At 67.9% G+C, this 24,562-nt stretch carries 21 protein-coding genes; 16 read left to right on the top strand and 5 right to left on the bottom strand.

The features are described from left to right. Nucleotides 1-535 (bottom strand): hypothetical protein (locus A5730_RS25125; RefSeq protein WP_067898021.1); only part of this gene is annotated, 535 nt, incomplete at its 3' end. Nucleotides 536-837: 302 nt separating this feature from the next. Between A5730_RS25125 and arc the strand changes: the two genes are divergently transcribed. Beyond that, a complete protein-coding gene (arc, locus tag A5730_RS08025) occupies nucleotides 838-2,667 on the top strand; it encodes a proteasome ATPase (protein ID WP_067898017.1) in 1,830 nt (609 codons plus the stop codon). Nucleotides 2,668-2,706: 39 nt separating this feature from the next. Here the strand turns inward: arc and A5730_RS08020 are convergent, their stop codons facing one another. Then, a complete protein-coding gene (locus A5730_RS08020) occupies nucleotides 2,707-3,351 on the bottom strand; it encodes a hypothetical protein (protein ID WP_067897983.1) in 645 nt (214 codons plus the stop codon). A 9-nt stretch (nucleotides 3,352-3,360) separates the two neighbouring features. Further along, nucleotides 3,361-4,551, bottom strand: coding sequence for a hypothetical protein (locus A5730_RS08015; RefSeq protein ID WP_082946747.1), 1,191 nt, complete (start codon nucleotides 4,549-4,551; stop codon nucleotides 3,361-3,363). A 103-nt stretch (nucleotides 4,552-4,654) separates the two neighbouring features. On the opposite strand from A5730_RS08015, the gene dop reads away from it, so the two are divergent. The 11 genes from dop to A5730_RS07960 all read left to right on the top strand — a co-directional run bounded on the left by dop (nucleotide 4,655) and on the right by A5730_RS07960 (nucleotide 16,672). Continuing rightward, the gene (gene dop / locus A5730_RS08010; protein WP_055399388.1) at nucleotides 4,655-6,163 is read left to right on the top strand and encodes a pup deamidase/depupylase; all 1,509 of its coding nucleotides are present in this window, start codon (nucleotides 4,655-4,657) and stop codon (nucleotides 6,161-6,163) included. A 117-nt stretch (nucleotides 6,164-6,280) separates the two neighbouring features. Then, on the top strand, nucleotides 6,281-6,475 hold the full coding sequence (locus A5730_RS08005; protein ID WP_007170369.1) for a ubiquitin-like protein Pup: 195 nt from the start codon (nucleotides 6,281-6,283) through the stop codon (nucleotides 6,473-6,475). Continuing rightward, nucleotides 6,472-7,350, top strand: coding sequence for a proteasome subunit beta (gene prcB / locus A5730_RS08000; protein WP_067897978.1), 879 nt, complete (start codon nucleotides 6,472-6,474; stop codon nucleotides 7,348-7,350). Before A5730_RS08005 ends, prcB begins: the two co-directional genes overlap by 4 nt. Then, nucleotides 7,347-8,120, top strand: a complete 774-nt coding sequence (gene prcA / locus A5730_RS07995) for a proteasome subunit alpha (protein ID WP_067897975.1) — start codon at nucleotides 7,347-7,349, stop codon at nucleotides 8,118-8,120. The genes prcB and prcA overlap by 4 nt, the downstream gene beginning before the upstream one ends. Before the next feature lie 182 nt (nucleotides 8,121-8,302). After that, nucleotides 8,303-9,661: a Pup--protein ligase gene (pafA, locus tag A5730_RS07990; RefSeq protein ID WP_156349405.1), complete on the top strand. Its 1,359-nt coding sequence runs from the start codon at nucleotides 8,303-8,305 to the stop codon at nucleotides 9,659-9,661. An 85-nt stretch (nucleotides 9,662-9,746) separates the two neighbouring features. Next, nucleotides 9,747-10,736, top strand: coding sequence for a YafY family protein (locus A5730_RS07985; RefSeq protein WP_067897972.1), 990 nt, complete (start codon nucleotides 9,747-9,749; stop codon nucleotides 10,734-10,736). Further along, a complete protein-coding gene (locus A5730_RS07980; RefSeq protein ID WP_067897969.1) occupies nucleotides 10,733-11,698 on the top strand; it encodes a YafY family protein in 966 nt (321 codons plus the stop codon). Before A5730_RS07985 ends, A5730_RS07980 begins: the two co-directional genes overlap by 4 nt. A 72-nt stretch (nucleotides 11,699-11,770) precedes the next feature. Beyond that, nucleotides 11,771-12,025, top strand: coding sequence for a Sec-independent protein translocase subunit TatA (gene tatA / locus A5730_RS07975; protein WP_055399400.1), 255 nt, complete (start codon nucleotides 11,771-11,773; stop codon nucleotides 12,023-12,025). A 45-nt stretch (nucleotides 12,026-12,070) separates the two neighbouring features. Beyond that, nucleotides 12,071-13,039: a twin-arginine translocase subunit TatC gene (gene tatC / locus A5730_RS07970; protein ID WP_156669657.1), complete on the top strand. Its 969-nt coding sequence runs from the start codon at nucleotides 12,071-12,073 to the stop codon at nucleotides 13,037-13,039. 19 nt (nucleotides 13,040-13,058) lie between these two features. Further along, nucleotides 13,059-15,833 carry an RNA helicase gene (locus tag A5730_RS07965; RefSeq protein ID WP_067897965.1) on the top strand — a complete coding sequence of 925 codons (2,775 nt, stop codon included), beginning with the start codon at nucleotides 13,059-13,061 and terminating at the stop codon, nucleotides 15,831-15,833. Nucleotides 15,834-15,913: 80 nt separating this feature from the next. Then, nucleotides 15,914-16,672: a DUF4333 domain-containing protein gene (locus A5730_RS07960; protein ID WP_067897962.1), complete on the top strand. Its 759-nt coding sequence runs from the start codon at nucleotides 15,914-15,916 to the stop codon at nucleotides 16,670-16,672. 4 nt (nucleotides 16,673-16,676) lie between these two features. On the opposite strand, the gene A5730_RS07955 is transcribed toward A5730_RS07960, so the two are convergent. Next, a complete protein-coding gene (locus A5730_RS07955) occupies nucleotides 16,677-17,648 on the bottom strand; it encodes a 5'-3' exonuclease (RefSeq protein WP_067897958.1) in 972 nt (323 codons plus the stop codon). 102 nt (nucleotides 17,649-17,750) lie between these two features. Between A5730_RS07955 and A5730_RS07950 the strand changes: the two genes are divergently transcribed. The 4 genes from A5730_RS07950 (at nucleotide 17,751) to A5730_RS07935 (ending at nucleotide 24,128) form a co-directional block, all read left to right on the top strand. Then, entirely contained in the window at nucleotides 17,751-18,878 is a 1,128-nt protein-coding gene (locus tag A5730_RS07950) for a Xaa-Pro peptidase family protein (protein WP_067897955.1), read from the top strand. Between the two features lie 35 nt (nucleotides 18,879-18,913). Next, nucleotides 18,914-21,169 (top strand): prolyl oligopeptidase family serine peptidase, encoded by a 2,256-nt coding sequence (locus A5730_RS07945; RefSeq protein ID WP_067897952.1) that lies wholly within the window; start codon nucleotides 18,914-18,916, stop codon nucleotides 21,167-21,169. 89 nt (nucleotides 21,170-21,258) lie between these two features. After that, entirely contained in the window at nucleotides 21,259-23,868 is a 2,610-nt protein-coding gene (locus A5730_RS07940; RefSeq protein WP_067897949.1) for a hypothetical protein, read from the top strand. Then, on the top strand, nucleotides 23,865-24,128 hold the full coding sequence (locus A5730_RS07935) for a hypothetical protein (protein ID WP_067897945.1): 264 nt from the start codon (nucleotides 23,865-23,867) through the stop codon (nucleotides 24,126-24,128). Before A5730_RS07940 ends, A5730_RS07935 begins: the two co-directional genes overlap by 4 nt. 12 nt (nucleotides 24,129-24,140) lie before the next feature. On the opposite strand, the gene A5730_RS07930 is transcribed toward A5730_RS07935, so the two are convergent. Then, nucleotides 24,141-24,554, bottom strand: a complete 414-nt coding sequence (locus A5730_RS07930; RefSeq protein ID WP_055399415.1) for a F420-dependent biliverdin reductase — start codon at nucleotides 24,552-24,554, stop codon at nucleotides 24,141-24,143. Nucleotides 24,555-24,562: the final 8 nt, after the last annotated feature.

Raw genomic sequence — 24,562 nt, 5'->3', positions numbered from 1 at the left:
CGGGGGCGGGGGGCGGCGCCGGCGCCGGCGACTTGCCCAGCGCCAGCAGCATTTCGGCGGTCCGCCGCGACAACTGCCAACCCCCTTGGAACGGCGTGAATTCCATTGGGAAGCGGAAGCTGCCGTTGGCCCGCTGGGCGGTGTTGACGTCGATGGTCGCCACCACGTTGGCGGGGGTCTTGTCGGACCAGGCGATGTCGTGCGCGACGAAGTTGATGGGCAGGTAGCCGTTGTCGCGCAACGCGTTGGTGAACTTGTCCAGGGTGTCCGCGCTTTCGGGCGTCGCGCCTTCGACCAAATTCACTTTGTTGATACCGGGTACGTTCGGGTCCGCCAGCCGGGTCAAGATGTCGGTTAGGGCTTCAGGCGTCGGAAGCGGGGTACTCGGAGGAATGACAACCGTGCTCGATGTCGGCGGGGCCGCGGGGGGCGCGGAGGAGGCGATTCTGGGTTGTTGGTGCGACGAACATCCGGAGATCCCGACCGCCGCCAGGACGGCGACGGCGCCCAGCGTGGCGGACAGGTGTCGGTGCATCCAGTCGATCAGGCCGGCCGCGGGGTCGGGGCGCTCTTCGAAACTGGCGGACGGCGGCCAACGGGTGCAACCGAACTCACACTCGTGGCCGTCGGGCCGACGTCGGCTGCGCCGACCAAGCCCGTGGCGAGGCTTTTTGCGGTCACTGCGGCCCTTTCGATCAGCGAGATTAGTGGCCGAGATTACCAGCGAGACAAAAATCTTAACTTTTCGTGGGTATTTGACTCACCACATCATTGGTCAATCGCCGGTAGCTTTGAAGGTATCCACCGCGCCAATTCGGTGTGGGAAAGGAGCGCAACATGGGTGGCTCAGAGCGTTCTGAATCATTCGGTACCCCCCGCGAGTCAGGCTTGTCCAGCGGCGATGCTGCCGAATTAGAGGAACTACGCCGCGAGGCAGCGTTGCTGCGCGAGCAACTAGAGCATGCGGCCGGGGCGCAGGGTAGCGCCCGCTCCGCGCGCGACGTGCATCAGCTCGAAGCCCGTATCGACTCGCTTGCGGCCCGCAACTCGAAGTTGATGGAGACGCTCAAAGAGGCGCGCCAGCAACTGCTCGCGTTGCGGGAGGAAGTCGACCGGCTCGGGCAGCCGCCGAGTGGCTATGGCGTCTTGCTGGCCGCGCACGAGGACGAGACGGTGGACGTGTTCACCTCGGGTCGCAAGATGCGCTTGACCTGCTCGCCCAACATCGACGCCTCGTCGCTGCGGAAGGGTCAGACGGTTCGTCTCAACGAGGCGCTGACCGTCGTCGAGGCCGGCACGTTCGAATCCGTCGGCGAGATCTCGACGTTGCGCGAACTGCTTGCGGATGGACATCGGGCGCTGGTCGTCGGTCACGCCGACGAGGAACGCATCGTCTGGCTCGCGGAGCCACTGGTGGCTGAGGACCTGCCGGAGGGTCACCCCGACGCTCTCAATGACGACACCAGGCCGCGCAAGTTGCGGCCTGGCGATTCTCTGCTGGTCGACACCAAGGCCGGCTACGCGTTCGAGCGCATCCCCAAGGCCGAGGTCGAGGATCTGGTGCTCGAGGAGGTGCCCGACGTCAGCTACTCCGACATCGGTGGCCTGACTCGCCAGATCGAGCAGATCCGCGACGCCGTGGAGCTGCCCTTCCTGCACAAGGAGCTGTACCGGGAGTACGCGCTGCGCCCGCCCAAGGGTGTGTTGCTGTACGGCCCGCCCGGCTGCGGGAAGACGTTGATCGCCAAGGCGGTGGCGAATTCGCTGGCCAAGAAGATGGCCGAGGTGCGCGGCGACGACGCGCGCGAGGCGAAGTCCTACTTCCTCAACATCAAGGGCCCCGAACTGCTGAACAAGTTCGTCGGCGAGACCGAGCGGCACATCCGCCTGATCTTCCAGCGGGCGCGCGAAAAGGCGTCCGAAGGAACGCCGGTGATCGTGTTCTTCGACGAGATGGACTCGATCTTCCGCACCCGCGGCACCGGGGTCTCCTCGGACGTCGAGACCACGGTCGTCCCGCAGCTGCTGAGCGAGATCGACGGCGTCGAGGGGCTGGAGAATGTCATCGTGATCGGCGCCTCCAACCGTGAGGACATGATCGACCCGGCGATCCTGCGGCCCGGCCGTCTGGACGTGAAGATCAAGATCGAGCGGCCGGATGCCGAAGCGGCGCAAGACATCTTCTCGAAGTACCTGGTCGAGTCGCTGCCGGTGCACGCCGATGACCTCGCCGAGTTCGGAGGCGACCGGTCGGCGTGCATCCGGGCGATGATCGAGAAGGTCGTCGAGCGGATGTACGCCGAGATCGACGACAACCGGTTCCTGGAGGTCACCTACGCCAACGGTGACAAGGAAGTCATGTACTTCAAGGACTTCAACTCCGGGGCGATGATCCAGAACGTCGTCGACCGCGCGAAGAAGAACGCGATCAAGTCGGTGCTGGAGACCGGGCAACCCGGTCTGCGCATCCAGCATCTGCTCGACTCGATCGTCGACGAGTTCGCCGAGAACGAGGACCTGCCCAACACCACCAACCCCGATGACTGGGCGCGGATTTCGGGCAAGAAGGGCGAGCGGATCGTCTACATCCGCACCCTGGTCACCGGCAAGAGCTCGAGCGCATCGCGGGCGATCGACACCGAGTCCAACCTCGGCCAGTACCTGTAGGCGCCCAAGCCGCGTCGCGAGTTTCGACGGCTTCGGCCGTCAGTCGGTCACCAGCGAGTAGCTGTTGGTCAGGTTGTCCTGCAGCACTTGGGCCGCCCGGGTTTTGGTGTCCACGCGCAGTTCCTCGGTGAGCACCCGCGGCTGGTAGGTCCACCCCGCCGGCAGGTCGAGCCGGTCGGCGAGCCGCGGTAGGTCGGCTTGCGACAGGTTGGGGTCGGCGACCTGGCTCCAGGTCTGCATTACCCAGTGCTGTCCCTGCGGGTCGATGAGCTCGTAGACCTGTTGGCCGGCATTGAACACGAAGACCGTGTGACGATTGACCTTGTTCGGGATGTACGGCGCGGGATTCATCGAAGACAGCAGGACGGTGGCCTGCTGGATCATCTCGATCCCGCCGAAGTTCTTGGTCACCTGTGGGCCCTGGGCCTCTTTTTCGATCGCGTTCATCAGCCAGTACCGCGGGCCGTTGAGCAGCGCCGCGGCCACACCGTGTTCGGCGGCGATGGCGTGCGGGTCGAGCGCGGACCACAAGTCGGCCGGGCAGTCGTTCAGCGGGAAGCTGTTGTAGACCGTCGCCTGGGGGCCGGCCTCGCCGGCGGTGACGAGTAGCACCTCGCCGTAGCGCTTTCCTGCCAGGTCGAGTGCGTGTTTACCGACGACGCGGTCGGATTCGGGGGCGGACACACGGTGAAATTAGTCACTACCGCCGGTGCCGTCAACAGCACGGGCGGTGGGCGCCACGGCGCCGCGATAGCGGTTGCGCGCGATCAGGGTGGTGTGCAGGTCCTCGATCAGCGGGTCCAGGAAGGTGGAGCGGTACTCCGCGTCGCCGGCCGCGCGGGCGCTGATGTACATGAAGGTCAGCGCGCCGAGGAAAAGGCTCATGTGCACCAGCGAATCCGGAACCGGCAGCGTGAATCCCAGCACGGTCGCGGTGCTCTTGTAGGTGTGGGTCCATTCGTTGAGCAGCTCGGGGCTCAGCACGATCAAGCCGAGAATCAGGTAGATCGCGGCGGTCACCACCGCCACCACCAGGATCTGCGCCAGTTGCGAGGCGGCCAGCACGAACACCACGTTGAGGCGTTCCGTCTTCTTCAGCGGCGCGGAATCTCCGGCGTCGGGCAAGCCCGCGAACGGCGTGCCGGCGAGGTGTTCCTTTTCCGCGGGCAGCGCCGCCGTCGACTTCAGCATCGGCCGGACCCGCTCGACGGTGGCCGAGACGACGAAGGCCGCCGCGATGGAGACCAGGAACGCCATCGCCAGCCCCAGCCGGTTCCCGCTGATCGTCGCGGCCATCAGCCAGACGTAGGTGTTGAAGAACACCAACGCGGTCAGCAACACGACCGGCAACGCCCGAACCGCCAGCGCGCCGACCATTGTGAAGTGCGACAGCATCATGCGCATCGCCCAACCGACCACCGAGCCGATGCCGAAGCCGGTCAGGATCAGCACGACGACGATCACCGCCGCCTGCTGCGGCAGTTGCGCGGCGTCGCCCGTCGCCACCCCGACGCCGGCGACCACCAGAACCGACGCCGTCGCCAGAGCGGCCCGCGTCCGCCCGCTTCGTGACCGGGACACCAGCCAGCCGATCAGCACCATCAGCGGGAGGCTGAGACCGACGACCGCCAGCACGATCAGCTCGGAAGTTGTTGGCGTTCCGGTGATTTCGATGTCGTGGCCGCCGGTGATCAGATAGACCGGCAGCACGCACGCCTGCAACGTCGCGTATGCCGCCAGCATGGGCGCCGAACGTGGCCAGAGGCGTCGCCAGCGGGCGCGGCGGGTGAGGACCGACGGCAAACCCCGCTGCAGGAACCAGCTTTCAGCCGCACCGCTGGCCGCACCTCGCCGGCGCGGCGTGCGGCGCAGAGTTAGCTCCATGCCGGGTCACCCTACGGCGGGCGGCCCACCCGCGCTGGTCGTTTGCCCGCCACACCTCGCCCCGCATCGCGGGCCGCATCGTCGGCGGGCCTACGCTTAGGTCATGCAACGGATTATCGGGACGGAGGTCGAGTACGGCATCTCATCACCGTCGGACCCGACGGCCAACCCGATCCTCACCTCGACTCAGGCGGTTCTGGCCTACGCCGCCGCCGCCGGCATCCAGCGCGCGAAACGTACCCGCTGGGACTACGAGGTGGAGTCCCCGCTGCGGGACGCCCGCGGTTTCGACCTGAGCCGTTCGGCCGGCCCGCCGCCGGTGGTCGACGCGGACGAGGTCGGCGCCGCCAACATGATCTTGACCAATGGGGCGCGGCTCTACGTCGACCACGCCCACCCCGAATATTCGGCGCCCGAATGCACCGATCCGCTGGACGCGGTGATCTGGGACAAGGCCGGCGAGCGCGTCATGGAGGCCGCCGCCAGGCATGTCGCCAGCGTCCCCGGTGCCGCCAAGCTGCAGCTCTACAAGAACAACGTCGACGGCAAGGGCGCCTCCTACGGCGCGCACGAAAACTACCTCATGTCGCGGCAGACGCCGTTTTCGTCGATCATCGCGGGGCTGACACCCTTTCTGGTGTCCCGGCAGGTGGTGACCGGCTCGGGCCGGGTCGGCATCGGCCCGTCCGGTGACGAGCCCGGCTTTCAGCTGTCCCAGCGGTCCGACTACATCGAGGTCGAGGTCGGGCTGGAGACCACCCTCAAGCGCGGCATCATCAATACCCGCGACGAACCGCACGCCGACGCCGACCGGTACCGCCGGCTGCACGTCATCATCGGCGACGCCAACCTCGCCGAGACGTCGACCTACCTCAAGCTGGGCACCACGGCGCTGGTGCTGGACCTGATCGAAGTCGGCCCCGAACACGGAATCGACCTGAGCGATCTGGTGCTGGCCCGGCCGGTGCACGCGGTCCACGCGATCAGCCGCGATCCGTCGTTGCGGACCGCCGTGGCCCTGGCCGACGGCCGGGAACTGACGGGCCTTGCGCTGCAACGGATTTACCTGGACCGGGTGGCGAAGCTGGTCGACAGCCGCGACCCCGACCCCCGCGCCGCCGACATCGTTCAGACGTGGGCGCACGTGCTCGACCAACTCGAGCGGGACCCGATGGAATGCGCCGAGGTGCTCGACTGGCCCGCCAAGCTGCGCCTGCTCGAGGGCTTCCGGCAGCGGGAGAACCTGAGCTGGTCGGCGCCGCGGCTGCACCTCGTCGACCTGCAGTATTCCGATGTCCGGCTGGACAAGGGCCTCTACAACCGGCTCGTCGCGCGCGGCTCGATGAAGCGCCTGGTCACCGAACACCAGGTGCTCGACGCCGTGGACAACCCGCCGACCGACACGCGGGCCTACTTCCGTGGTGAGTGCCTGCGTCGGTTCGGCGCCGACATCGCCGCGGCCAGCTGGGACTCCGTGATCTTCGACCTGGGCGGTGATTCGCTGGTCCGGATCCCGACGCTCGAGCCGCTGCGCGGCAGCAAGGCGCACGTCGGGGCCCTGCTGGACTCCGTGGACAGCGCCGCCGAACTGGTGGAACAACTCACCAGCTAAGCCTGTTAGACCGGGGAACGTCGGGGTTGACCGGTAGGGTAGGGAGATAACAGCGAGCAGCGTGGCTTACAAGGCGAGCAGCCGCTGAACAAGTTCAGATGAAGCAGGAGGCCGGCGATGGCTCAGGAGCAGACCAAGCGTGGCGGTGGTGGTGGCGACGACGACGATTTCGCCGACAGCACGGCCGCGGGCCAGGAGCGCCGCGAGAAGCTAGCCGAGGACACCGACGATCTGCTCGATGAGATCGATGACGTCCTCGAAGAGAACGCCGAAGACTTCGTCCGGGCATACGTCCAAAAGGGCGGACAGTGACCTGGTCGAGTCCTGATCGCCTGTCCACCAACTTCGCACTCACGGGAAATTCCGCAGTCAACCTGTCGTCGTTTGCCGACTTCCTGCGCCGCCAGGCGCCGGAGCTGCTGCCGGTGAGCCTGGGCGGCGGCGCGCAATCCGCCGGGGCCGGCTCGCAGCTGCCGCACGGCACCACGATCGTCGCCCTGAAATATCCCGGCGGCGTCGTCATCGCGGGGGACCGGCGCTCGACCCAGGGCAACATGATCGCCGGGCGCGACGTGAAGAAGGTGTACGTCACCGATGACTACACCGCCACGGGCATCGCCGGCACCGCCGCGATCGCCGTCGAGTTCGCCCGCCTCTACGCGGTCGAACTGGAGCACTACGAAAAGCTCGAAGGCGTGCCGCTCACCTTCGCCGGAAAGGTCAACCGGCTGGCGATCATGGTGCGCGGAAACCTCGCCGCCGCGATGCAGGGCCTGGTTGCCCTGCCGCTGCTGGCGGGTTACGACATCGACGCATCCGACCCCGAAGGCGCCGGCCGGATCGTCTCGTTCGACGCCGCCGGCGGCTGGAACATCGAAGAAGAGGGCTACCAGTCGGTGGGCTCCGGCTCGATCTTCGCCAAGTCGTCCATGAAGAAGCTCTACTCGCGGGTCGTCGATGCCGATTCCGCGGTCCGGGTGGCCGTCGAGGCGCTCTACGACGCCGCCGATGACGACTCGGCCACTGGCGGACCCGACCTGGTTCGCGGCATCTACCCGACGGCGGTCACCATCGGCGCCGAGGGGGCGGCCGAGGTGCCCGAAAGCCGGATCGCCGAACTGGCCCGCGAAGTCATCGAAAGTCGTTCCCGCGCGGACACATTCGGCCCCGACGGCGGTGAGAAGTGAGCTTTCCTTATTTCATCTCGCCCGAGCAGGCGATGCGCGAGCGCAGCGAGCTCGCCCGCAAGGGCATCGCGCGCGGCAAGAGCGTGGTGGCGCTGGTCTACGCCGGTGGTGTGCTCTTTGTCGCGGAGAACCCGTCGCGCTCCCTGCAGAAGATCAGCGAGCTCTACGATCGCGTGGGTTTCGCGGCCGCGGGCAAGTTCAACGAGTTCGACAACCTGCGCCGCGGCGGGATCCAGTTCGCCGACACCCGCGGTTACGCCTACGACCGCCGCGACGTCACGGGCCGTCAGCTGGCCAACGTCTATGCCCAGACTCTGGGCACCATCTTCACCGAGCAGGCCAAGCCCTACGAGGTGGAGCTGTGTGTCGCCGAGGTCGCGCACTACGGCGAGACGAAACCGCCTGAGCTCTATCGCATCACCTACGACGGCTCGATAGCCGACGAACCGCATTTCGTGGTGATGGGTGGGACCACCGAGCCGATCACCACCGCGCTCAAGGAGTCCTACGCCGAGAACGCCGACCTGCGCGACGCGACGCAGATCGCCGTGAAGGCGCTGCGGGCCGGCAGCGCCGAGGGTTCCGGCGGCGACCAGCCGTCCCCGGACGTGGGCAGCCTGGAGGTCGCCATTCTGGACGTCAACCGGCCGCGGCGGGCGTTCCGCCGCATCAACCGGGCGACCCTGGAAAGCCTGCTGCAAGAGGGGGATTCGAAGCAGCCCGAAGCCAACGGCGAAAAGCCCGACTCCAACGGCGACTCCGCGGGCTGAATCGGCCGCACCGGCCCGGCCCGAGCGCGTTCGCTCAGGGCGAAACCCGTGGATTGGCACACGGACGACGGCGTTGCCGGCAAGCCCTCGCGGCGGCCCAGCCGCGGCGGCGTGAAACTCGTCGGGACCCGTAGGCGCGGCTTCCGCACCGTCCCGGTCGGACAACCAGTACCCTCGATTACGTGCAGCGGCGAATTATGGGCATCGAGACCGAGTTCGGTGTCACCTGCACGTTCCACGGCCATCGCCGCCTGTCCCCGGACGAGGTCGCCCGCTACCTGTTCCGTCGGGTGGTGTCGTGGGGCCGCAGCTCCAATGTTTTCCTGCGCAACGGCGCCCGCCTGTATCTCGACGTGGGCAGCCACCCCGAGTACGCGACGGCCGAGTGCGACAGCCTGGTGCAGCTGGTCACCCATGACCGGGCCGGCGAATGGGTGCTCGAGGACCTGCTCATCGACGCCGAGCAGCGCCTCGCCGACGAGGGCATCGGCGGCGACATCTACCTGTTCAAGAACAACACCGACTCCGCCGGCAACTCGTACGGCTGCCACGAGAACTACCTGATCGTGCGGGCCGGCGAGTTCTCCCGGATCTCCGACGTGCTGCTGCCGTTCCTGGTCACCCGCCAGCTCATCTGCGGGGCGGGCAAGGTGCTGCAGACCCCCAAGGCGGCGACGTTCTGCCTGTCGCAACGGGCCGAGCACATCTGGGAGGGCGTCTCCTCGGCCACCACCCGGAGCCGGCCCATCATCAACACCCGTGACGAGCCGCACGCCGACGCCGAGAAGTACCGGCGGCTGCACGTGATCGTGGGCGACTCCAACATGTGCGAGACCACCACGATGCTCAAGGTGGGCACCGCGGCGCTGGTGCTGGAGATGATCGAGGCGGGCGTCCCCTTCCGCGACTTCTCGCTGGACAACCCCATCCGCGCCATCCGGGAGGTCAGCCACGACATCACCGGCCGGCGGCCGGTGCGGTTGGCGGGCGGGCGTCAGGCCAGCGCCCTGGACATCCAGCGCGAGTACTACAGCCGCGCCGTCGAACACCTGCAGACCCGCGAGCCCAACGCCCAGATCGAGCAGGTCGTCGACCTGTGGGGCCGCCAGCTTGACGCCGTCGAGAGCCAGGACTTCGCCAAGGTCGACACCGAAATCGACTGGGTGATCAAGCGCAAACTGTTCCAGCGCTACCAGGACCGCTACGACATGGAGCTGTCCGACCCCAAGATCGCCCAGCTGGACCTGGCCTACCACGACATCAAGCGCGGGCGCGGCGTCTTCGACTTGCTGCAGCGCAAGGGCCTGGCGGCGCGCGTCACCACCGACGAGGAGATCGCCGAGGCGGTCGACCACCCGCCGCAAACCACCCGCGCGCGGCTGCGGGGCGAATTCATCAGCGCCGCCCAGGCCGCGGGCCGCGACTTCACCGTCGACTGGGTGCACCTCAAGCTCAACGACCAGGCCCAGCGCACCGTGCTGTGCAAGGACCCGTTCCGGGCGGTCGACGAGCGGGTCAAGCGGCTGATCGCCAGCATGTAGCTCGAGCCGCGAACGCGATATCGCGTGCGCTCGACTCGCCGACCGGTGCAGGCGCGCGGCGCGTGCCGGTTATAACCTGGTGCGAATGGCGACCTCCAAAGTCGAGCGGTTGGTCAATCTCGTCATCGCCCTGCTCTCCACCCGCGGTTACATCAGCGCGGAGAAGATCCGGTCCAGCGTGGCGGGTTATTCGGATAGCCCCAGCGCCGAGGCGTTCTCGCGCATGTTCGAGCGTGACAAGAACGAGTTGCGCGATCTCGGCATCCCGCTCGAGGTGGGCAGGGCGTCGGCCATGGACCCCACCGAGGGGTATCGCATCAACCGGGACGCCTACTCGCTGCCCGCGGTCGAGCTCACTGCGGACGAGGCGGCCGCGGTCGCCGTCGCGACGCAACTGTGGGAGTCGCCCGAACTGATCACCGCCACCCAGGGCGCGTTGCTCAAGCTGCGCGCCGCCGGGGTGGACGTCGACCCTGACGCGCCGGTGGCCATCGCCTCGCCGGCCGGCGTGCCGGGGCTGCGCGGTTCGGAGGAGGTGCTCGGAATCCTGTTGTCGGCCATCGATTCTCGCCAGGCGGTGCAGTTCCCGCACCGGCCGTCGCGCGCGGAGCCGTACAGCATGCGCACGGTGGAGCCGTGGGGCGTGGTCACCGAGAAGGGCCGCTGGTATCTGGTGGGTCACGACCGCGACCGCGGCGCCACCCGTACGTTTCGGCTGTCGCGGATCGGCGCCGAGGTCACGCCGATCGGCCCGCCCGGGGCCGTCGTCGTGCCCGAGGACGTGGACCTGCGCCAGATTGTGGCCCGGACGGTGGCCGAGACCCCGACGGGCGGACACGCGCGGGTGTGGGTCGCCGACGGGCGGGCCACCGCGCTGCGCCGGGCCGGGACCTCTGCCGGCGCGCGACAGCTGGGCGGCCGCGACGGCGAGGTGATCGACCTCGACATCAAATCGAGCGACGGGCTGGCGCGCGAGATCGCCGGCTACGGTGCTGACGCCGTCGTGCTCGAGCCACAGTCCCTGCGCGACGACGTGTTGACGAGGCTGCGTGCGCAGGCGGGGGTATCGGCATGACTCCCGTGTCCACCCGCCTGATCCGGCTGCTCAACATGGTGCCGTACTTCCAGGCCAACCCGCGGGTCACCCGGTCCAAGGCGGCCGCCGACCTCGGGGTGTCGGCCAAGCAACTGGAAGAGGACCTCAACCAGCTGTGGATGTGCGGCCTGCCCGGCTACTACCCGGGCGACCTGATCGACTTCCAGTTCGCCGGCGACACCATCGAGGTGACCTTCTCCGCCGGCATCGACCGGCCGCTGAAACTCACCTCGCCCGAGGCCACCGGGCTGCTGGTGGCGCTGCGGGCGCTGGCCGACATCCCCGGCGTCGTTGATCCCGAAGCGGCCCGCAGCGCGATTGCCAAGATCGAGGCGGCCGCCGGCGCCGTCGGGCAGGACATCGCGGCGACGGCCGTCGATGAGCCCGCGCCCGTCGAGAGCCACGCGGCGGCCGCTGTGCGCACGGCGGTGCAGCACAAACACGCGCTGTCCATCGACTATTACTCCGCTTCCCATGACACCCTGACCAGCCGGATCGTCGACCCGATCCGGGTGCTGCTGATCGGCGGCCACAGCTACTTGGAGGCCTGGTCACGCGACGCCGAAGGGGTGCGGCTCTTCCGATTCGACCGGATCGTCGACGCCGCCGAGCTGGACCAGCCGGCGGCCCCGCCCGAACTGGCCGTGCACGCGCCGCCGGACACCTCGCTCTTCGACGGCGACCCGGCATTGCCGTCGGCCAAGCTGCGCGTCGCGCCGTCGGCGTCGTGGATGTTCGAGTACTACCCGATGCGCGAGGTCAACGAGTTGCCGGACGGTTCGTGCGAGGCGGTGATGACCTACGCCTCCGAGGATTGGATGACCCGCCTGGTGCTGGGCTTCGGGGCGGACGTGCGGGTGCTTGAACCGGAATCACTGGCAACACGTGTCCGGGATGCCGCGGCTGCGGCGTGCGAGTCCTATCAGGCGCTTACCCGCTGAGGCCACGGCGCGGGCGGCCCGGTGTATCGCCGGGCTGCGGTAGCATCGGGTAGACGTCTGGAGGTAATCAAAGTGGGCAGTCTTAGTCCGTGGCACTGGGCCATCCTCGCTGTGGTGGTGATCCTGCTTTTCGGTGCCAAGAAGCTCCCCGATGCAGCGCGTTCGTTGGGCAAGTCGATGCGCATCTTCAAGTCCGAGCTGCGCGAAATGCAGACCGAGAACAAGTCCGAAGCGCCTTCCATCGAGACCCCTCAGCCCGTGCAGTCGCAGCGGGTGGAGCCGCCGACGGCCACCGAGCAGGGGCACACCGAAGCACGCCCGGCGTAGCCCGCCGTCATCGTCGCGGTGCCCGAACGCCACTGAACGAGCGTCGTGAAAGTTTTCAAGGTTTCAGCGCGCACTGCCGGCGTCCTGAAGCGCCTCAACCCGCGTAACAGGCGCAGCCGAACCAATCCCGACGCGACGATGTCGCTCGTCGATCACCTGACCGAGCTGCGCACCCGGTTGCTGCTCTCGCTGGCCGCCATCCTGGTCACCACGATCTTCGGGTTCTTCTGGTACTCGCATTCCCTCTTCGGCCTGGAAAGCCTCGGCGAGTGGCTGCGCCATCCGTACTGTTCGCTGCCGCAGTCGGCGCGTGCGAGCATCAGCGCCGACGGTCAATGCCGGCTGCTGGCGACGGCACCGTTCGACCAGTTCATGTTGCGGCTCAAGGTCGGGCTGACCGCCGGGGTGGTGCTGGCCTGTCCGGTGTGGTTCTACGAGCTGTGGGCGTTCATCACGCCGGGGCTGTACCAGAAGGAGCGCCGCTTCGCGGTCGGGTTCGTGGTCCCCGCGGCGGTGCTGTTCGTCGCGGGCGCGGTGCTGGCGTACTTCGTGCTGTCCAAGGCGTTGGGTTTTTTGCTGACCGTGGGCAGCGACGTGCAGGTGACCGCGCTGTCGGGGGACCGGTACTTCGGCTTCTTGATCAACCTGTTGGTGGTGTTCGGAGTCAGCTTCGAATTCCCGCTGCTGATCGTCATGCTCAACATGACCGGCGTGCTCACCTATGAGCGCCTGAAGTCGTGGCGGCGTGGCCTGATCTTCGGGATGTTCGTATTCGCCGCGGTTTTCACCCCGGGGTCCGACCCGTTTTCGATGACCGCCCTGGGCGTCGCGTTGTCGGTGCTCCTCGAGTTCGCCATCCAGATCGCCCGCCTGCACGACCGACGCAAGGCCAAGCGCGAAGCGCAAACCGCGATTCCCGATGACCAGGCATCGGCCATCGAGCCGCCCACACCGATACAGGAGTCGGTCCCCGAGCCGTCGTTCACCGCCGGCCAGCACGACGATGTCACCTGAACCCTCGGCGCCGCAGGACGTGGCGGAGCTCGCCGAGCTGACCCGGTTCACCGCCGAATTGCCCTTCGCGCTCGACGGCTTCCAGCGGCGGGCATGCGCCGCGCTGGAACGAGGCCACGGCGTGCTGGTCTGCGCTCCGACCGGCGCCGGCAAGACGGTGGTGGGGGAATTCGCCGTGCACCTGGCGCTGGCCGCCGGCGGCAAGTGCTTCTACACCACGCCGCTCAAGGCGCTGAGCAACCAGAAGCACACCGACCTGACCGCGCGCTACGGCCGCGACCGGATCGGCCTGCTGACCGGTGACATGTCGGTGAACGCCGACGCCCCCGTGGTGGTGATGACCACCGAGGTGCTGCGCAACATGCTCTACGCTAATTCGCCTGCGCTGCAAGGACTTTCCTACGTCGTGATGGACGAAGTGCATTTCCTGGCCGACCGGATGCGCGGCCCGGTGTGGGAGGAAGTGATCCTGCACCTGCCCGACGAGGTGCGGGTGGTCAGCCTGTCGGCCACGGTGAGCAACGCCGAGGAGTTCGGCGGCTGGATCCAGACCGTGCGCGGCGATACCACCGTGGTGGTCGACGAGCACCGGCCGGTGCCGTTGTGGCAGCACGTATTGGTGGGCAAGCGGCTGTTCGACCTCTTCGATTACCGCAGCTCGGAAGCCGGCGGGCAGCCGGTCGCCGGCCACGAGTCACGCGTCAGCCCGGACCTGGTGCGCCACATCGCGCACCGCCGCGAGGCGGACCGGATGTCGGACTGGCAGCCGCGACGTGGGCGCGGCGGCCGCGGTGCGCCCGGCCGGCCGCGGTTCTACCGGCCACCCGGGCGGGCGGACGTGATCGCAACACTGGACTCCGAGGGGCTGCTGCCGGCGATCACGTTCGTGTTCTCCCGCGCCGGCTGCGACGCCGCCGTCCAGCAGTGCCTGCGCTCGCCGCTGCGGTTGACCACCGAGGAGGAGCGGGCGCAGATTGCCGAGGTGATCGAGCACCGGTGCGGCGATCTCGCCGACGCCGACCTGGCGGTGCTCGGTTACTACGAGTGGCGGGAGGGGCTGCTCCGCGGCCTGGCCGCCCACCACGCCGGGATGTTGCCGGTGTTCCGGCACACCGTCGAGGAGCTGTTCACCGCCGGCCTGGTCAAGGCGGTGTTCGCGACCGAGACCCTGGCGCTCGGCATCAACATGCCCGCCCGCACGGTGGTGCTCGAGCGGCTGGTCAAATTCAACGGCGAGCAGCACATGCCGCTGACGCCGGGGGAGTACACGCAGCTGACCGGCCGCGCCGGGCGGCGCGGCATCGACGTCGAGGGCCACGCGGTGGTGCTGTGGAATCCCGCCGACGAGAACACCGAGCCGGTAGCGGTGGCGGGCCTGGCCTCCACCCGCACCTTCCCGCTGCGCAGCTCGTTCGCCCCGTCGTACAACATGACGATCAACCTGGTGCAGCAGATGGGTCCCGAGCAGGCGCATCGGCTGCTGGAGCAGTCGTTCGCGCAGTATCAGGCCGACCGCTCCGTGGTCGGCCTGGTGCGCGGAATCGAACGCGGCACCGCGATGCTCGCCGAGATCGCCGGTGAGCTCGGCGGCCCGAAGGCGCCGATCCTGGACTACGCCCGGCTGCGGGCGCGCATCTCCGAGATGGAACGCGCGCAGTCCCGCGCCTCGCGGCTGCAGCGGCGCCAGGCGGCCAGCGACGCGCTGGCCGCGCTGCGGCGTGGCGACATCATCAACATCACCCACGGCCGGCGCGGCGGGCTGGCGGTGGTGCTGGAATCGGCGCGCGACGGCGAGGACCCCCGCCCGCTGGTCCTCACCGAAAACCGTTGGGCGGGGCGGATTTCGACGGCCGACTATCCGGGAGCGTCGGCCCCGGTCGGTTCCATGCCGCTGCCCAAGCGGGTCGAGCACCGGCAGCCGCGGGTCCGGCGAGACCTCGCGTCGGCGCTGCGGTCGGCGGCCGCGGGGCTGGCCATTCCGGCCAGGCGCCGCGGCGGGCGCGGCGACCAGGACGACGCGTTTCACAACCCCGAACTGGCGTCGCTGCGGGAGGAGCTGCGTCGGCACCCGTCGCACAACAGCCCCGGCCTCGAAGCCCAGGTGCGGCAGGCCGAGCGATACCTGCGGATCGAACGCGACAACGCCCAGTTGGAGAAAAAGGTTGCCGCCGCGACCAATTCGCTGGCGCGGACCTTCGACCGAATTGTCGGGCTGCTCACCGAGCGTGGTTTCATCCAAGGCCCGGACACCGATCCCCGCGTCACCGACGACGGCCGCCTGCTCGCCCGCATCTACAGCGAAAGCGACCTCCTGGTCGCCGAATGCCTGCGCACGGGCGCCTGGGCGGACCTGAAGCCACCCGAGTTGGCGGCGGTGGTCTCGGCGGTGCTCTACGAGAGCCGGGGAGGTGAGGGCCCGCGGGCGGCGTTCGCCGCCGAGGCGCCCACCCAGCGCGTGCGGCAGGCGCTGCAGCAAACCGCTCGGCTGTCGTACGCGCTGCGCAGCGACGAGCAGACGCACCGGATCGCGCCCAGTCGGGAGCCCGACGACGGTTTCGTCAACGTCATCTACCGCTGGGCCAAATCCGGCGACCTGGCCGCGGCCCTGGCGGCCGTCGACCCGGCGGGCACCGGCTCGCCGCTGTTGGCGGGCGATTTCGTGCGCTGGTGTCGCCAGGTGCTCGACCTGTTGGACCAGGTCCGCAACGCGGCTCCGGACGCTGAGCTGAGGGCCACCGCCAAGCGCGCGATCAATGACGTTCGGCGCGGCGTCGTCGCTGTTGACGCCGGGTAGGCTGAGCCGAAGCTACCGTAGATCCAACACATCACGACGCCGATAGTTCGTGCCGAGACACAAGGGGCTGAGGAGAGACGATGAGCGGACCGCAGGGACCGGACCAGCAGTGGCAACCGCCCGGCCAAGGTAGCGATCAGTCCTCCGAACCGACCCAGGTCGGTTCGCCGTGGCAGCAGCAGCCGGGCCAGGAGGCCACCTGGCAGGCTCCGGCGTACACGCCGCCCGCCGAGTACCCGCAGTACCAGCAGCCGGCCGAACAGGCTTACCCGCAGCAATACCCGCAGCAGCCCGGCTACGGGCAGCCTCAGCAGTACGCGCAGCCGGGCCAGTACGGGCAGCCGGGGCAGTATGGCCAGCCGGGTCAGTACGGTCAGCCCGGCCAGTACGCGCAGCCGGGCCAGTACGGGCAGCCGGGGCAGTATGGCCAGCCCGGTCAGTACGGCCAGCCCGGCCAGTACCCGCAGCAGTACTCGCCCTATGACCAGCAACCGGCGAAAAGGCGCTCGGTCGGGCTGATCGCCGGCGTGGGCGGGGCGATCGCCTTCCTGCTCATCGCGGTCGTGCTGGTGCTCGGCTTCTGGCAGCCGGGGTTCTTCGTCACCACCAAGCTGGATGTCAACAAGGCGCAGGCCGGGGTCCAGCAAGTCCTGTCCGACGAGACGAACGGCTACGGCGCCAAGAACGTCAAAGACGTCAAGTGCAACCACGGCCAGAACCCCACCGTCAAGAAGGGCGCCACTTTTGACTGCGACGTCAGCATCGACGGCGCCGCCAAGCACGTGACGGTGACCTTCCAGGACAACAAGGGCACCTACGAGGTCGGCCGGCCGCAGTAGCCGGTCACCCGGGCAGCGCGTCGAGCGCTTTCTGCAGCCGGGCTATCGAGGACCCGACGCCCAGTTTGGTCGCCAACTTGGCGGTGCGGCCCGGGTCGTCGGCCGCCAGCGGCAGCGCGTCGGTCGGGGTCGACAGGCTGACGGGCGCGTCGGTGGCGACACGCACCACCTTCCCGGCGGCCTCGATGTAGTCGGTCGCCCCCAGCAGTTTCGAGCGCAGGCCCTTGGCCATCTTCGATTTCGGGTCGCGGGCGGCCGCGAGGATCTCTTCCAGCGACCCGTGTTGGGCCAGCAGGGTCGCCGCCGTCTTCTCCCCGACGCCCGGCACGCCCGGCAGGCCGTCGGACGGATCGCCCCGCATCAGGGCGAATTCGGCGTAGGCCGGCCCGGCCCGGTGTTTTGGCACGCCGTAGTGTTCGGCGACTTCCGCCGGTCCGAACAGGGTGGCCTTGGTCAGGCCGCGGCCCAGATAGAGCACCCGGACGGGGACCGGCTCGTCGGAGACCACCTGCAGCAGGTCGCGGTCTCCGCTGACCACCACCACGGGGTCGCGGCGTTCGCGGGCGGCCAGCGTGCCCAGCACATCGTCGGCCTCGAACCCTTCGGCGCCCGCCGTCGGGATGCCGAAGGCGTCCAGCAGTTCCATGATCATGTCGATTTGCGGGGTTAGGTCGTCGGGGACCTCTTCGACGTCGGGTTCGCCCTCGGGCTCTTCCTCCGCCACCCGATGGGCCTTATACGACGGGACGAGGTCCACCCGGAATTGCGGGCGCCAGTCCAGGTCCAGGCAGACCACCAGCCGGGCGGGGCGTTGCTTGGTGATCACGACCGCCATCGAATCGATGAATCCGCGTACGGCGTTGACGGGCCGGCCATCGGGGGCGGTGATCGACGACGGCACCCCGAAGTAGGACCGGAACCACATGCTGGCCCCGTCGAGCAGCAGTAGCGGCGATCGCGAGCGCGGCGAAGGCATGCCGGTTATCGTCTCACGGCGCCGAGCGTCGACTTGTCGTCATCGCAAAGCGGGAATCGCCGCAACGACTCGACGCTCGGCCCAGCGGTTAGCCTGGCTGCCATGGAGTCTCACCGATTCGATGCCGGCGTGTATGCCCGACGGCTGGCCGCCGCGGCGGCCGCGACCGCCGAGGCGGGACTGGCCGGGCTGGTGATCACCCCCGGCTACGACCTGCGCTATCTCGTCGGGTCGCGCGCCCAGACGCTCGAGCGGTTCACCGCGCTGGTGGTGCCCGCCTCCGGAGACCCGTCGGTGGTGGTGCCGCGACTGGAGCTGGCCTCGCTCAAGGAGTCGGCCATTGCGGAATTGGGGCTCGCGGTGCGGGATTGGGTCGACGGCGAAGACCCCTATCGGTTGGTGGGTTCGGCGTTCGGCGCCGGCCCGGCCGCGACCGCCGTCACCGACTCCATGCCGGCGTTGCACCTGCTGCCACTCGCCGATGCGCTGGGCGTGCTGCCGGTGCTGGCGACCGACGTGATGCGCGGGCTGCGGATGGCCAAGGAGGAATGCGAGATCGATGCGCTGCGCAAGGCCGGTGCGGCCATCGATCGCGTGCACGCCCGAGTGCCGGAGTTTCTGGTTCCCGGGCGGACCGAGGCCGACGTAGCCGCCGATATCGCGGAAGCGATTGTGGCCGAAGGACATTCGGAGGTGGCGTTCATCATTGTCGGCTCCGGCCCGCACAGCGCCGACCCGCATCACGGCTACTCGGACCGCGAACTGCAAGTCGGTGACATCGTCGTCGTCGATATCGGCGGCGCCTACGAGCCCGGATATCACTCCGACTCGACGCGCACCTACAGCATCGGCGAACCGAAACCCGAAGTGGCGCAGCAGTATTCCGTGTTACAGCGGGCGCAGCGCGCGGCCGTCGACGCCGTCCGTCCTGGAGTCACGGCCGAACGGGTCGATGCCGCCGCCCGCGAGGTGCTGGCCGAGGCGGGGCTTGCGGACGTTTTCGTACACCGCACCGGACACGGCATCGGACTCTCGGTGCACGAGGAGCCCTACATCGTCGCGGGCAACGACCTGCCGCTGGCCACCGGCATGGCCTTCTCCATCGAGCCGGGGATCTACTTCCCGGGCCAGTGGGGCGCGCGCATCGAGGACATCGTCGTCGTGACCGAGGACGGCGCGCTGGCGGTCAACAACCGGCCGCACGAGCTGATCGTGGTGCCCGTGCCGTAGCAGTCGAGGCCCACCGGCGCGTACGTTGGGGCTTGATGTCACTTCTGGATTTGACTCTCCTGCCGATCCGCATCGCACGCCACATCGCCGACACGTTGGTCCATCCGGCCGCGACGGCACCCGCACCACCGGCTGAGCTTGTCGTGGTCGACGGCATGCCCGAGGGGGCGCCGCCGGCGGCGCTGCGCCCAGAGCCGCGACTACCGGTGCCGTCGGGATGGCCATTCGGGGAAGACTTTCCGCGTACCTGTGGCGTCGGCCGCCTGGCCGGCGGTGCGCTGTTTTGGACCGACTTCCTGTACGACGACCACGGCGCGACCGGCCTGCCGATCGGTGACCTGAAGGTGCAGGCGCCGCCCCGCGGCACCTACATCTATCCCGACGGCCCGGCGGCCCGCAACGGCGCCGACATCTTCCGCGTCGCGATCGGGCTCACCGCCACCGACACCTGGTGGCGGGTCGACTGGAACACCTTGCTGGACGCGTCGGTCCCCATCGCGCTGTTCACCCTCGACACCGACCCCACTCGCGCCGCGCCGGAGCAGTGGCCCGCCGGGGCCGGGGTGCGCTCGGCCGGCATCGACATGGCCCTGCTGGTTTCGGGTAGTGGCGCCGCGCTGATCGACCTGACCACCCGGGCCACGACGCCAGTGCAGCACACCGTCGACATGGAATCGCGAACGTTTCTGGCGCAAGTGCCCCGGACCCTGCTCGAGCCGCACGGCACGTGGACGGTGCGGCTCGCGGCAGGGCTCTCGAACGCGGCGGGCGATGGGTTCGCCGACGTGCCCGTCGAGCATGGCGCGCTGCCCGGGCAACCGAACGTTTACAACGTGGCGTTTCGCACCAACGAGCAAGAGCCGCCGCACCTGAACTTCTGGTCGGACGCCGCGCAGGCCGGCGCCTTGACCGCCGGCGACGTCTCGAAGTTCGCCGTGACGGTGCAGTGGGATCGGCTGGCGGCCGGCGAGACCGAGTCCGAGCCAATGATCACCGGCCCGTCGACTCGGTGGTATGTGTCCTCGGTCGAGCTGGGCCAGGGTGTGGCCGCCGACGATATCTTGAGCACCAAGCCGCAATTCCTCGGTCGGGTGCAGCCGTATTCGGTGTGTCTGCCCTCGAGTTTCAAGCCGGGCCAGCCCTTGCCGTTGACTCTGCTGTTGCACTCGCTTGCGTTGGGGCAGAGCCAGTTCGCCGCGATCGACCCGAACCTGCTGCACCAAGTGTGCGAGGGCCGGGACTCCGTCGTGGTCACGCCGCTGGCCCGGGGCCCGTCGACGTGGTACTTCGATACCGGAGAGCTCGACGTCTGGGAAGTGTGGGCGCGCGTCGCCGAGCAGCTGGGCACCGATCCCAACCGCACCGTGGTTTCGGGCTACTCGATGGGCGGATATGCGGCCTACAAGTTGGGATTGACCTACCCGCAGGTGTTTTCGCAAGCCGTCGTGCTGGCGGGGCCGCCGACGTGCGGGGTGCGGCTGCTGCCCGACATCGACATCCCGGCCGACCTCGACCCGCAATCGCCCTGTGCCCGCGAGGGCGATACCTGGAAGCTACTGGTGAACGCCCGTTGGTTGCCGTACGTCATCGCGCACGGAATGGTCGACGAGCTGGTGCCGTTCGCGTCGGCCGCCGAGCAGGTGCTCGAACTCGACCGGCTGGGCTACCGGCACCGCTTCACGGTGTATCCGTTCGAGGATCACCTCGCTTGGGTGTTGCAGGACAAGTTCGAAGACCCGATCGCGCACATGGAAACCGGCTTGCGGCAAGCCGATCCGGGACACATCACGTTTGCGTGGCATCCGCAACTGGTTCGTGACGACCTGGGCATCGGGCCGCATCGGGTGTGGTGGTTGTCTGGCCTGACCGCGGACCCTGCGGTGACGGCGCGGCGCGGGGCGATCGCGGAAGTCGACGCACGCTCGTATGCGCGCCCCGATTTGACGCACACCGTGCGGCATCGTCGCGGATTCCTCCTGAACTTCGACCCGACCCCGGGGGTGTACAGCGAATTGGACTGGCGGGTCGGCCCGCCCGTTGGTCCGTTGCCGTATCTCACGCTGCGGCTCACCGGCGTCGCCGCGATTACCGTGGATGCCCAGCGGGCCGGGCTGGCGGCGTTGCCGAAGTCGACGATCGCGGTCGCCACCGACACCGCCGCGCGCATCACGCTGAGTGGGTTGCCCGCCGGGATGGGCGTCCAACTCGACGGTGAGCCGGCCGAACCGACGCTGGCCGTATCGGCGGGACGGCACCGGATCACGCTGGCCGCGCGAGCTGTTAATGGATGAGTTGTGGCTTTTCGGTGAGGCTCGCTAGCGTTTCAAAGCCAGCATTGGGTGAATAGCGCCTGCGCGCGGTCTCGACCAAGATTTTGCGCGTGGCTCCGTTGGTGGTCGATCCCGAGGCGATGTTCGTCGCCGGTACGGGCATCGGCGCCGTAGGCGAGGGGCTCGCCGCGGCATTGGGCCCGCTTACCGCCGGCTTCGGCATCAACAGCGGCCAGGACGCTGCCGGGTTGATGTTCGGGTTGGGGTACCAGAATGCGGCCCAGTCGCTGCTGAACGGGGCGGCGGCCGGCATCTTCGCCTGCAGATATGTCGGCGCGAAGGTGCAACTGTGCGCGTCCAATTACTCGCGGGCCGAGGCGGCGTCCAATGTCCGCGGGAGCGGCCACGTGCTGCCCGCGCCCGCGCAACCGCAGGACTTCCCGGCCCCGGGCCGCCCCGGGACCGTAGGGGCCGGGGTCGCTCAACCGCTGCTGTGGGCGGTGGTAGAGGCGTTGGTCGACGACGTCTGGCCTAACGGCAACGGGCTCGGAATGCACGCGGCTGCCGGCTGTTGGCGGGGTTTCGGTGACGCACTTCGTGCGGTGGGGCACGGGCTTAACGGTCCGAAGTCGGTGGTCGCGGAACAGCAGGTCCCCGAAGCTCCGTTGGTGCAGCAGGTCTTGTCCGAACTGGGCAGCAAGCTGGACAAGTTGGCCGGTCGGTGCGACGACCTGGCCAAGGCAGTCGATGAGTTCGCGAACGTTGTGGAGAACGCGCAGAACAAGATTCGGGATCTGTTGGGCCGTCTGGCGGGCCTGACCAATCTTGCCCACGACGTGATGTTGATCTTCGAAGGCGATGCGGCCGACGAGCTCGAGAAGATCGTGCGAGACATCAACGACGTCCTGGACAACATGAAGCGGGAAGCGCAGGCCCGCGAACACGTCATCAAAACGGGGATGCAGATCATCGACGGTTTGGTCGGCGAGCTGAAGACCTACGTGCGCGGGCAGCTGGTCGAATTTCTGGGCAACACGGTGGGCAAGTTCGTGGCGGATGACTTCGATTTCACCGCCGATGCCGGTGAGGGCATCTTCAGGTCCACCGTCGGTATCGCGCAACTTCAAGACCAGCTCGACCCGACCCGGTTCGCCTTCGATTCCAAAGGCGCTGCGGCCAGTTGGGCGGCACTGGATCAGAGTGCGTTGAAATCTATTCCCGCGTATGCGCTTTTCGACCCGGAGGGCGCCGCAAAGAACGACTTGGGAATCCTGAAGGGTTTCACCCACTGGGCCGACTTGACCTCCGGCCGGCCTGGACTGGCGGTGGGGGAGTTCATCTTCGACGGCGCCACATTCGCGCTCGGAGGCGGCGCAGTCAAGGCCGGTTCGAAAGGTGCGGAGGCCGCGGCGGGTGGCGCCGAAGCGACCGAGGAAGTTACCGACGTCGAGGCGGCGGCCCAAGGTGCGGCGGGCGCGGCCGGCGAATTGAACGGCGTTGGCGGCACGCTCGCTGATATCGCGACGAACGGCGTCGATCTCACGAAGGGTCTTCAGAATCTCGGCGAAGATCTGCCGAAAGGAGATCCGCTTCCCGGTGGGAGCGCGATGGGTCTGCCGGCAGGAAAGTTGCCCGAGGCTCCGGTCGAATCCGTGCCCCACCCGCCGGTTCAGCCCCACGGCCCGGCAGATCCGGCGGCCGTTCCTCCCGAATCACCCCGCGGTCCCGGCGAGCGCCCCACGCCCGAACCGGTGGGCGGTCCACACGAGCCGGCTCCGGGTGGGGGTCCACGCGAGCCGGTTTCGGCTCCTGTTGCGGCCGCGCACGCCGGGACCGCGGTGGGCGATCGCATGACATCTGCCGCGCCGCGGTCGTTTGAGCATTCGCCGACTCTTCCGGTATCGCCCGCGAGCCCTCGCGTTGGACCGGCACCCGCTGCGCCACATTTTCCCCAACCAGCGCCGTCAGCGCCTTCAGCCGCGCCGCCGGCCGCCGCGCCGCATTTCGAGTCTCCGAGCGGCCACTCGACCGAGATGCCAGCAAATGGCGGAGGGCATTGGCCTAATGACGGTCTGCCTGCAGGCGAGCATGCGCATGAAAAGCCGCCGCACGACGGGAAGCCCGATGGGCTCGATGACGGAAAGCCGGGTGATCACCGGGACGGTACGTCGGATGGGAACAACGATCGCGAGCAAAATGCGAGCAACGAAGACACTGCTTCTGACGGATTGAGTGCAGAAAAGCGGAGTGAGATCATCGCGATGCCGAAAGGCACTCGGCCCGACCCGTCCGAATACTTGTCACCAGACTACATCGAGAACCATCTCCAAAAATTCAGCGATGGTGCTACCCGTTTTATGCCAGCACGTAATCTTGAGAAATATGGCATCGCGCAGTTGGATGGGACATCATTCGTCATGCCGAAAGATGAAGCTGACGCAATGCTCAAGGCGTCGACAGGAAACCCGCGGGTCATGGAGAAAGAGCTCGGCTTGCCTGAGGGATTTCTTGACTCTAACGAAATCGTTCGGATCGATATCGCAGAACCGGGTGAGTTCCACTTGCGGATGCCCTCAGGCAACGAGGCGGGCGCAAATGAAAATTGGATTCCCGGAGGTGTTCTCCCAGATGGCGCCTCAGAGGCTGTGGTAGATGGTGGAGAAATACCGCCCGGTGACTATACTGTGACGAATATCTTCGACGAGAAAGAGATGAGATGAGGTTTGACGACACCTATTTCTCTCGAGACGATAGGTATTCGCTCGGCGTGGAGTCGATGTCGGGCAAATACTATGCGTCATTGCCGGTAAGTAACGGCATCGTGGATTATGAAGAATATTACGAGCTCACGCCCGACGAATATCATCATCTGCTCCACGATAGGGACGCTGCAATCGAGTTCATAGAAGCGTGCCGTAGGCGAGAGCACGATGACCTTCTCTTGCAGAAGCCTGGCAGCAACCGAGGAACCCCGGTGTAGAAGAGACCGACGTTAATCCTCGCCGCGGTCCAGCAAGCCCGACGAACCCAGCACCCGCTCGACCCGCACCTCGATGACCACCCGGCGCGGGTTCGGGCGCGGGGTGCGGTAGCGCTGGGCGTACCGCAACTCCGCGTCGCGGACGGCATCCACGTCGGTGTTGACCTTCGATCGGCCCTCCAGCGACAACCACCGCGCGCCGTCGACCTGACTGAGCACCGCCACCCCGCCGCGGTCGGCGTTCACCGCCTTCTGCGAGCCGCCGGTGGTGATGACCCGGGCGATGTGCGTCTTGGGGTCGAAGGTGAATCCCACCGCCACGACATGCGGTGAATTGTCGGCTCGCAGCGTGGTCAGCATGGCCAGATGCCGTTCGGACAGAAACGCCAGCGCATCGTCCGTGAGCCGCGTAGTGGTATTCGCCATCACCGCCC

The sequence above is a fragment of the Mycobacterium sp. ACS4054 genome (genome assembly GCF_001667275.1).
Lineage (GTDB): Bacteria > Actinomycetota > Actinomycetes > Mycobacteriales > Mycobacteriaceae > Mycobacterium.
The sequence above is the reverse complement of the archived record's forward strand: the minus strand, read 5'-3'. Positions and strand labels throughout refer to the sequence as shown.

Excerpts from the sequence above, each read along its gene's own strand:
- arc (WP_067898017.1), top strand. The coding sequence starts at position 838 with ATGGGTGGCTCAGAGCGTTCTGAATCATTCGGTACCCCCCGCGAGTCA.
- A5730_RS08015 (WP_082946747.1), bottom strand. The coding sequence starts at position 4,551 with ATGGAGCTAACTCTGCGCCGCACGCCGCGCCGGCGAGGTGCGGCCAGC.
- dop (WP_055399388.1), top strand. The coding sequence starts at position 4,655 with ATGCAACGGATTATCGGGACGGAGGTCGAGTACGGCATCTCATCACCG.
- A5730_RS08005 (WP_007170369.1), top strand. The coding sequence starts at position 6,281 with ATGGCTCAGGAGCAGACCAAGCGTGGCGGTGGTGGTGGCGACGACGAC.
- A5730_RS07985 (WP_067897972.1), top strand. The coding sequence starts at position 9,747 with ATGGCGACCTCCAAAGTCGAGCGGTTGGTCAATCTCGTCATCGCCCTG.
- A5730_RS07980 (WP_067897969.1), top strand. The coding sequence starts at position 10,733 with ATGACTCCCGTGTCCACCCGCCTGATCCGGCTGCTCAACATGGTGCCG.
- A5730_RS07960 (WP_067897962.1), top strand. The coding sequence starts at position 15,914 with ATGAGCGGACCGCAGGGACCGGACCAGCAGTGGCAACCGCCCGGCCAA.
- A5730_RS07955 (WP_067897958.1), bottom strand. The coding sequence starts at position 17,648 with ATGCCTTCGCCGCGCTCGCGATCGCCGCTACTGCTGCTCGACGGGGCC.
- A5730_RS07950 (WP_067897955.1), top strand. The coding sequence starts at position 17,751 with ATGGAGTCTCACCGATTCGATGCCGGCGTGTATGCCCGACGGCTGGCC.
- A5730_RS07945 (WP_067897952.1), top strand. The coding sequence starts at position 18,914 with ATGTCACTTCTGGATTTGACTCTCCTGCCGATCCGCATCGCACGCCAC.
- A5730_RS07935 (WP_067897945.1), top strand. The coding sequence starts at position 23,865 with ATGAGGTTTGACGACACCTATTTCTCTCGAGACGATAGGTATTCGCTC.
- A5730_RS07930 (WP_055399415.1), bottom strand. The coding sequence starts at position 24,554 with ATGGCGAATACCACTACGCGGCTCACGGACGATGCGCTGGCGTTTCTG.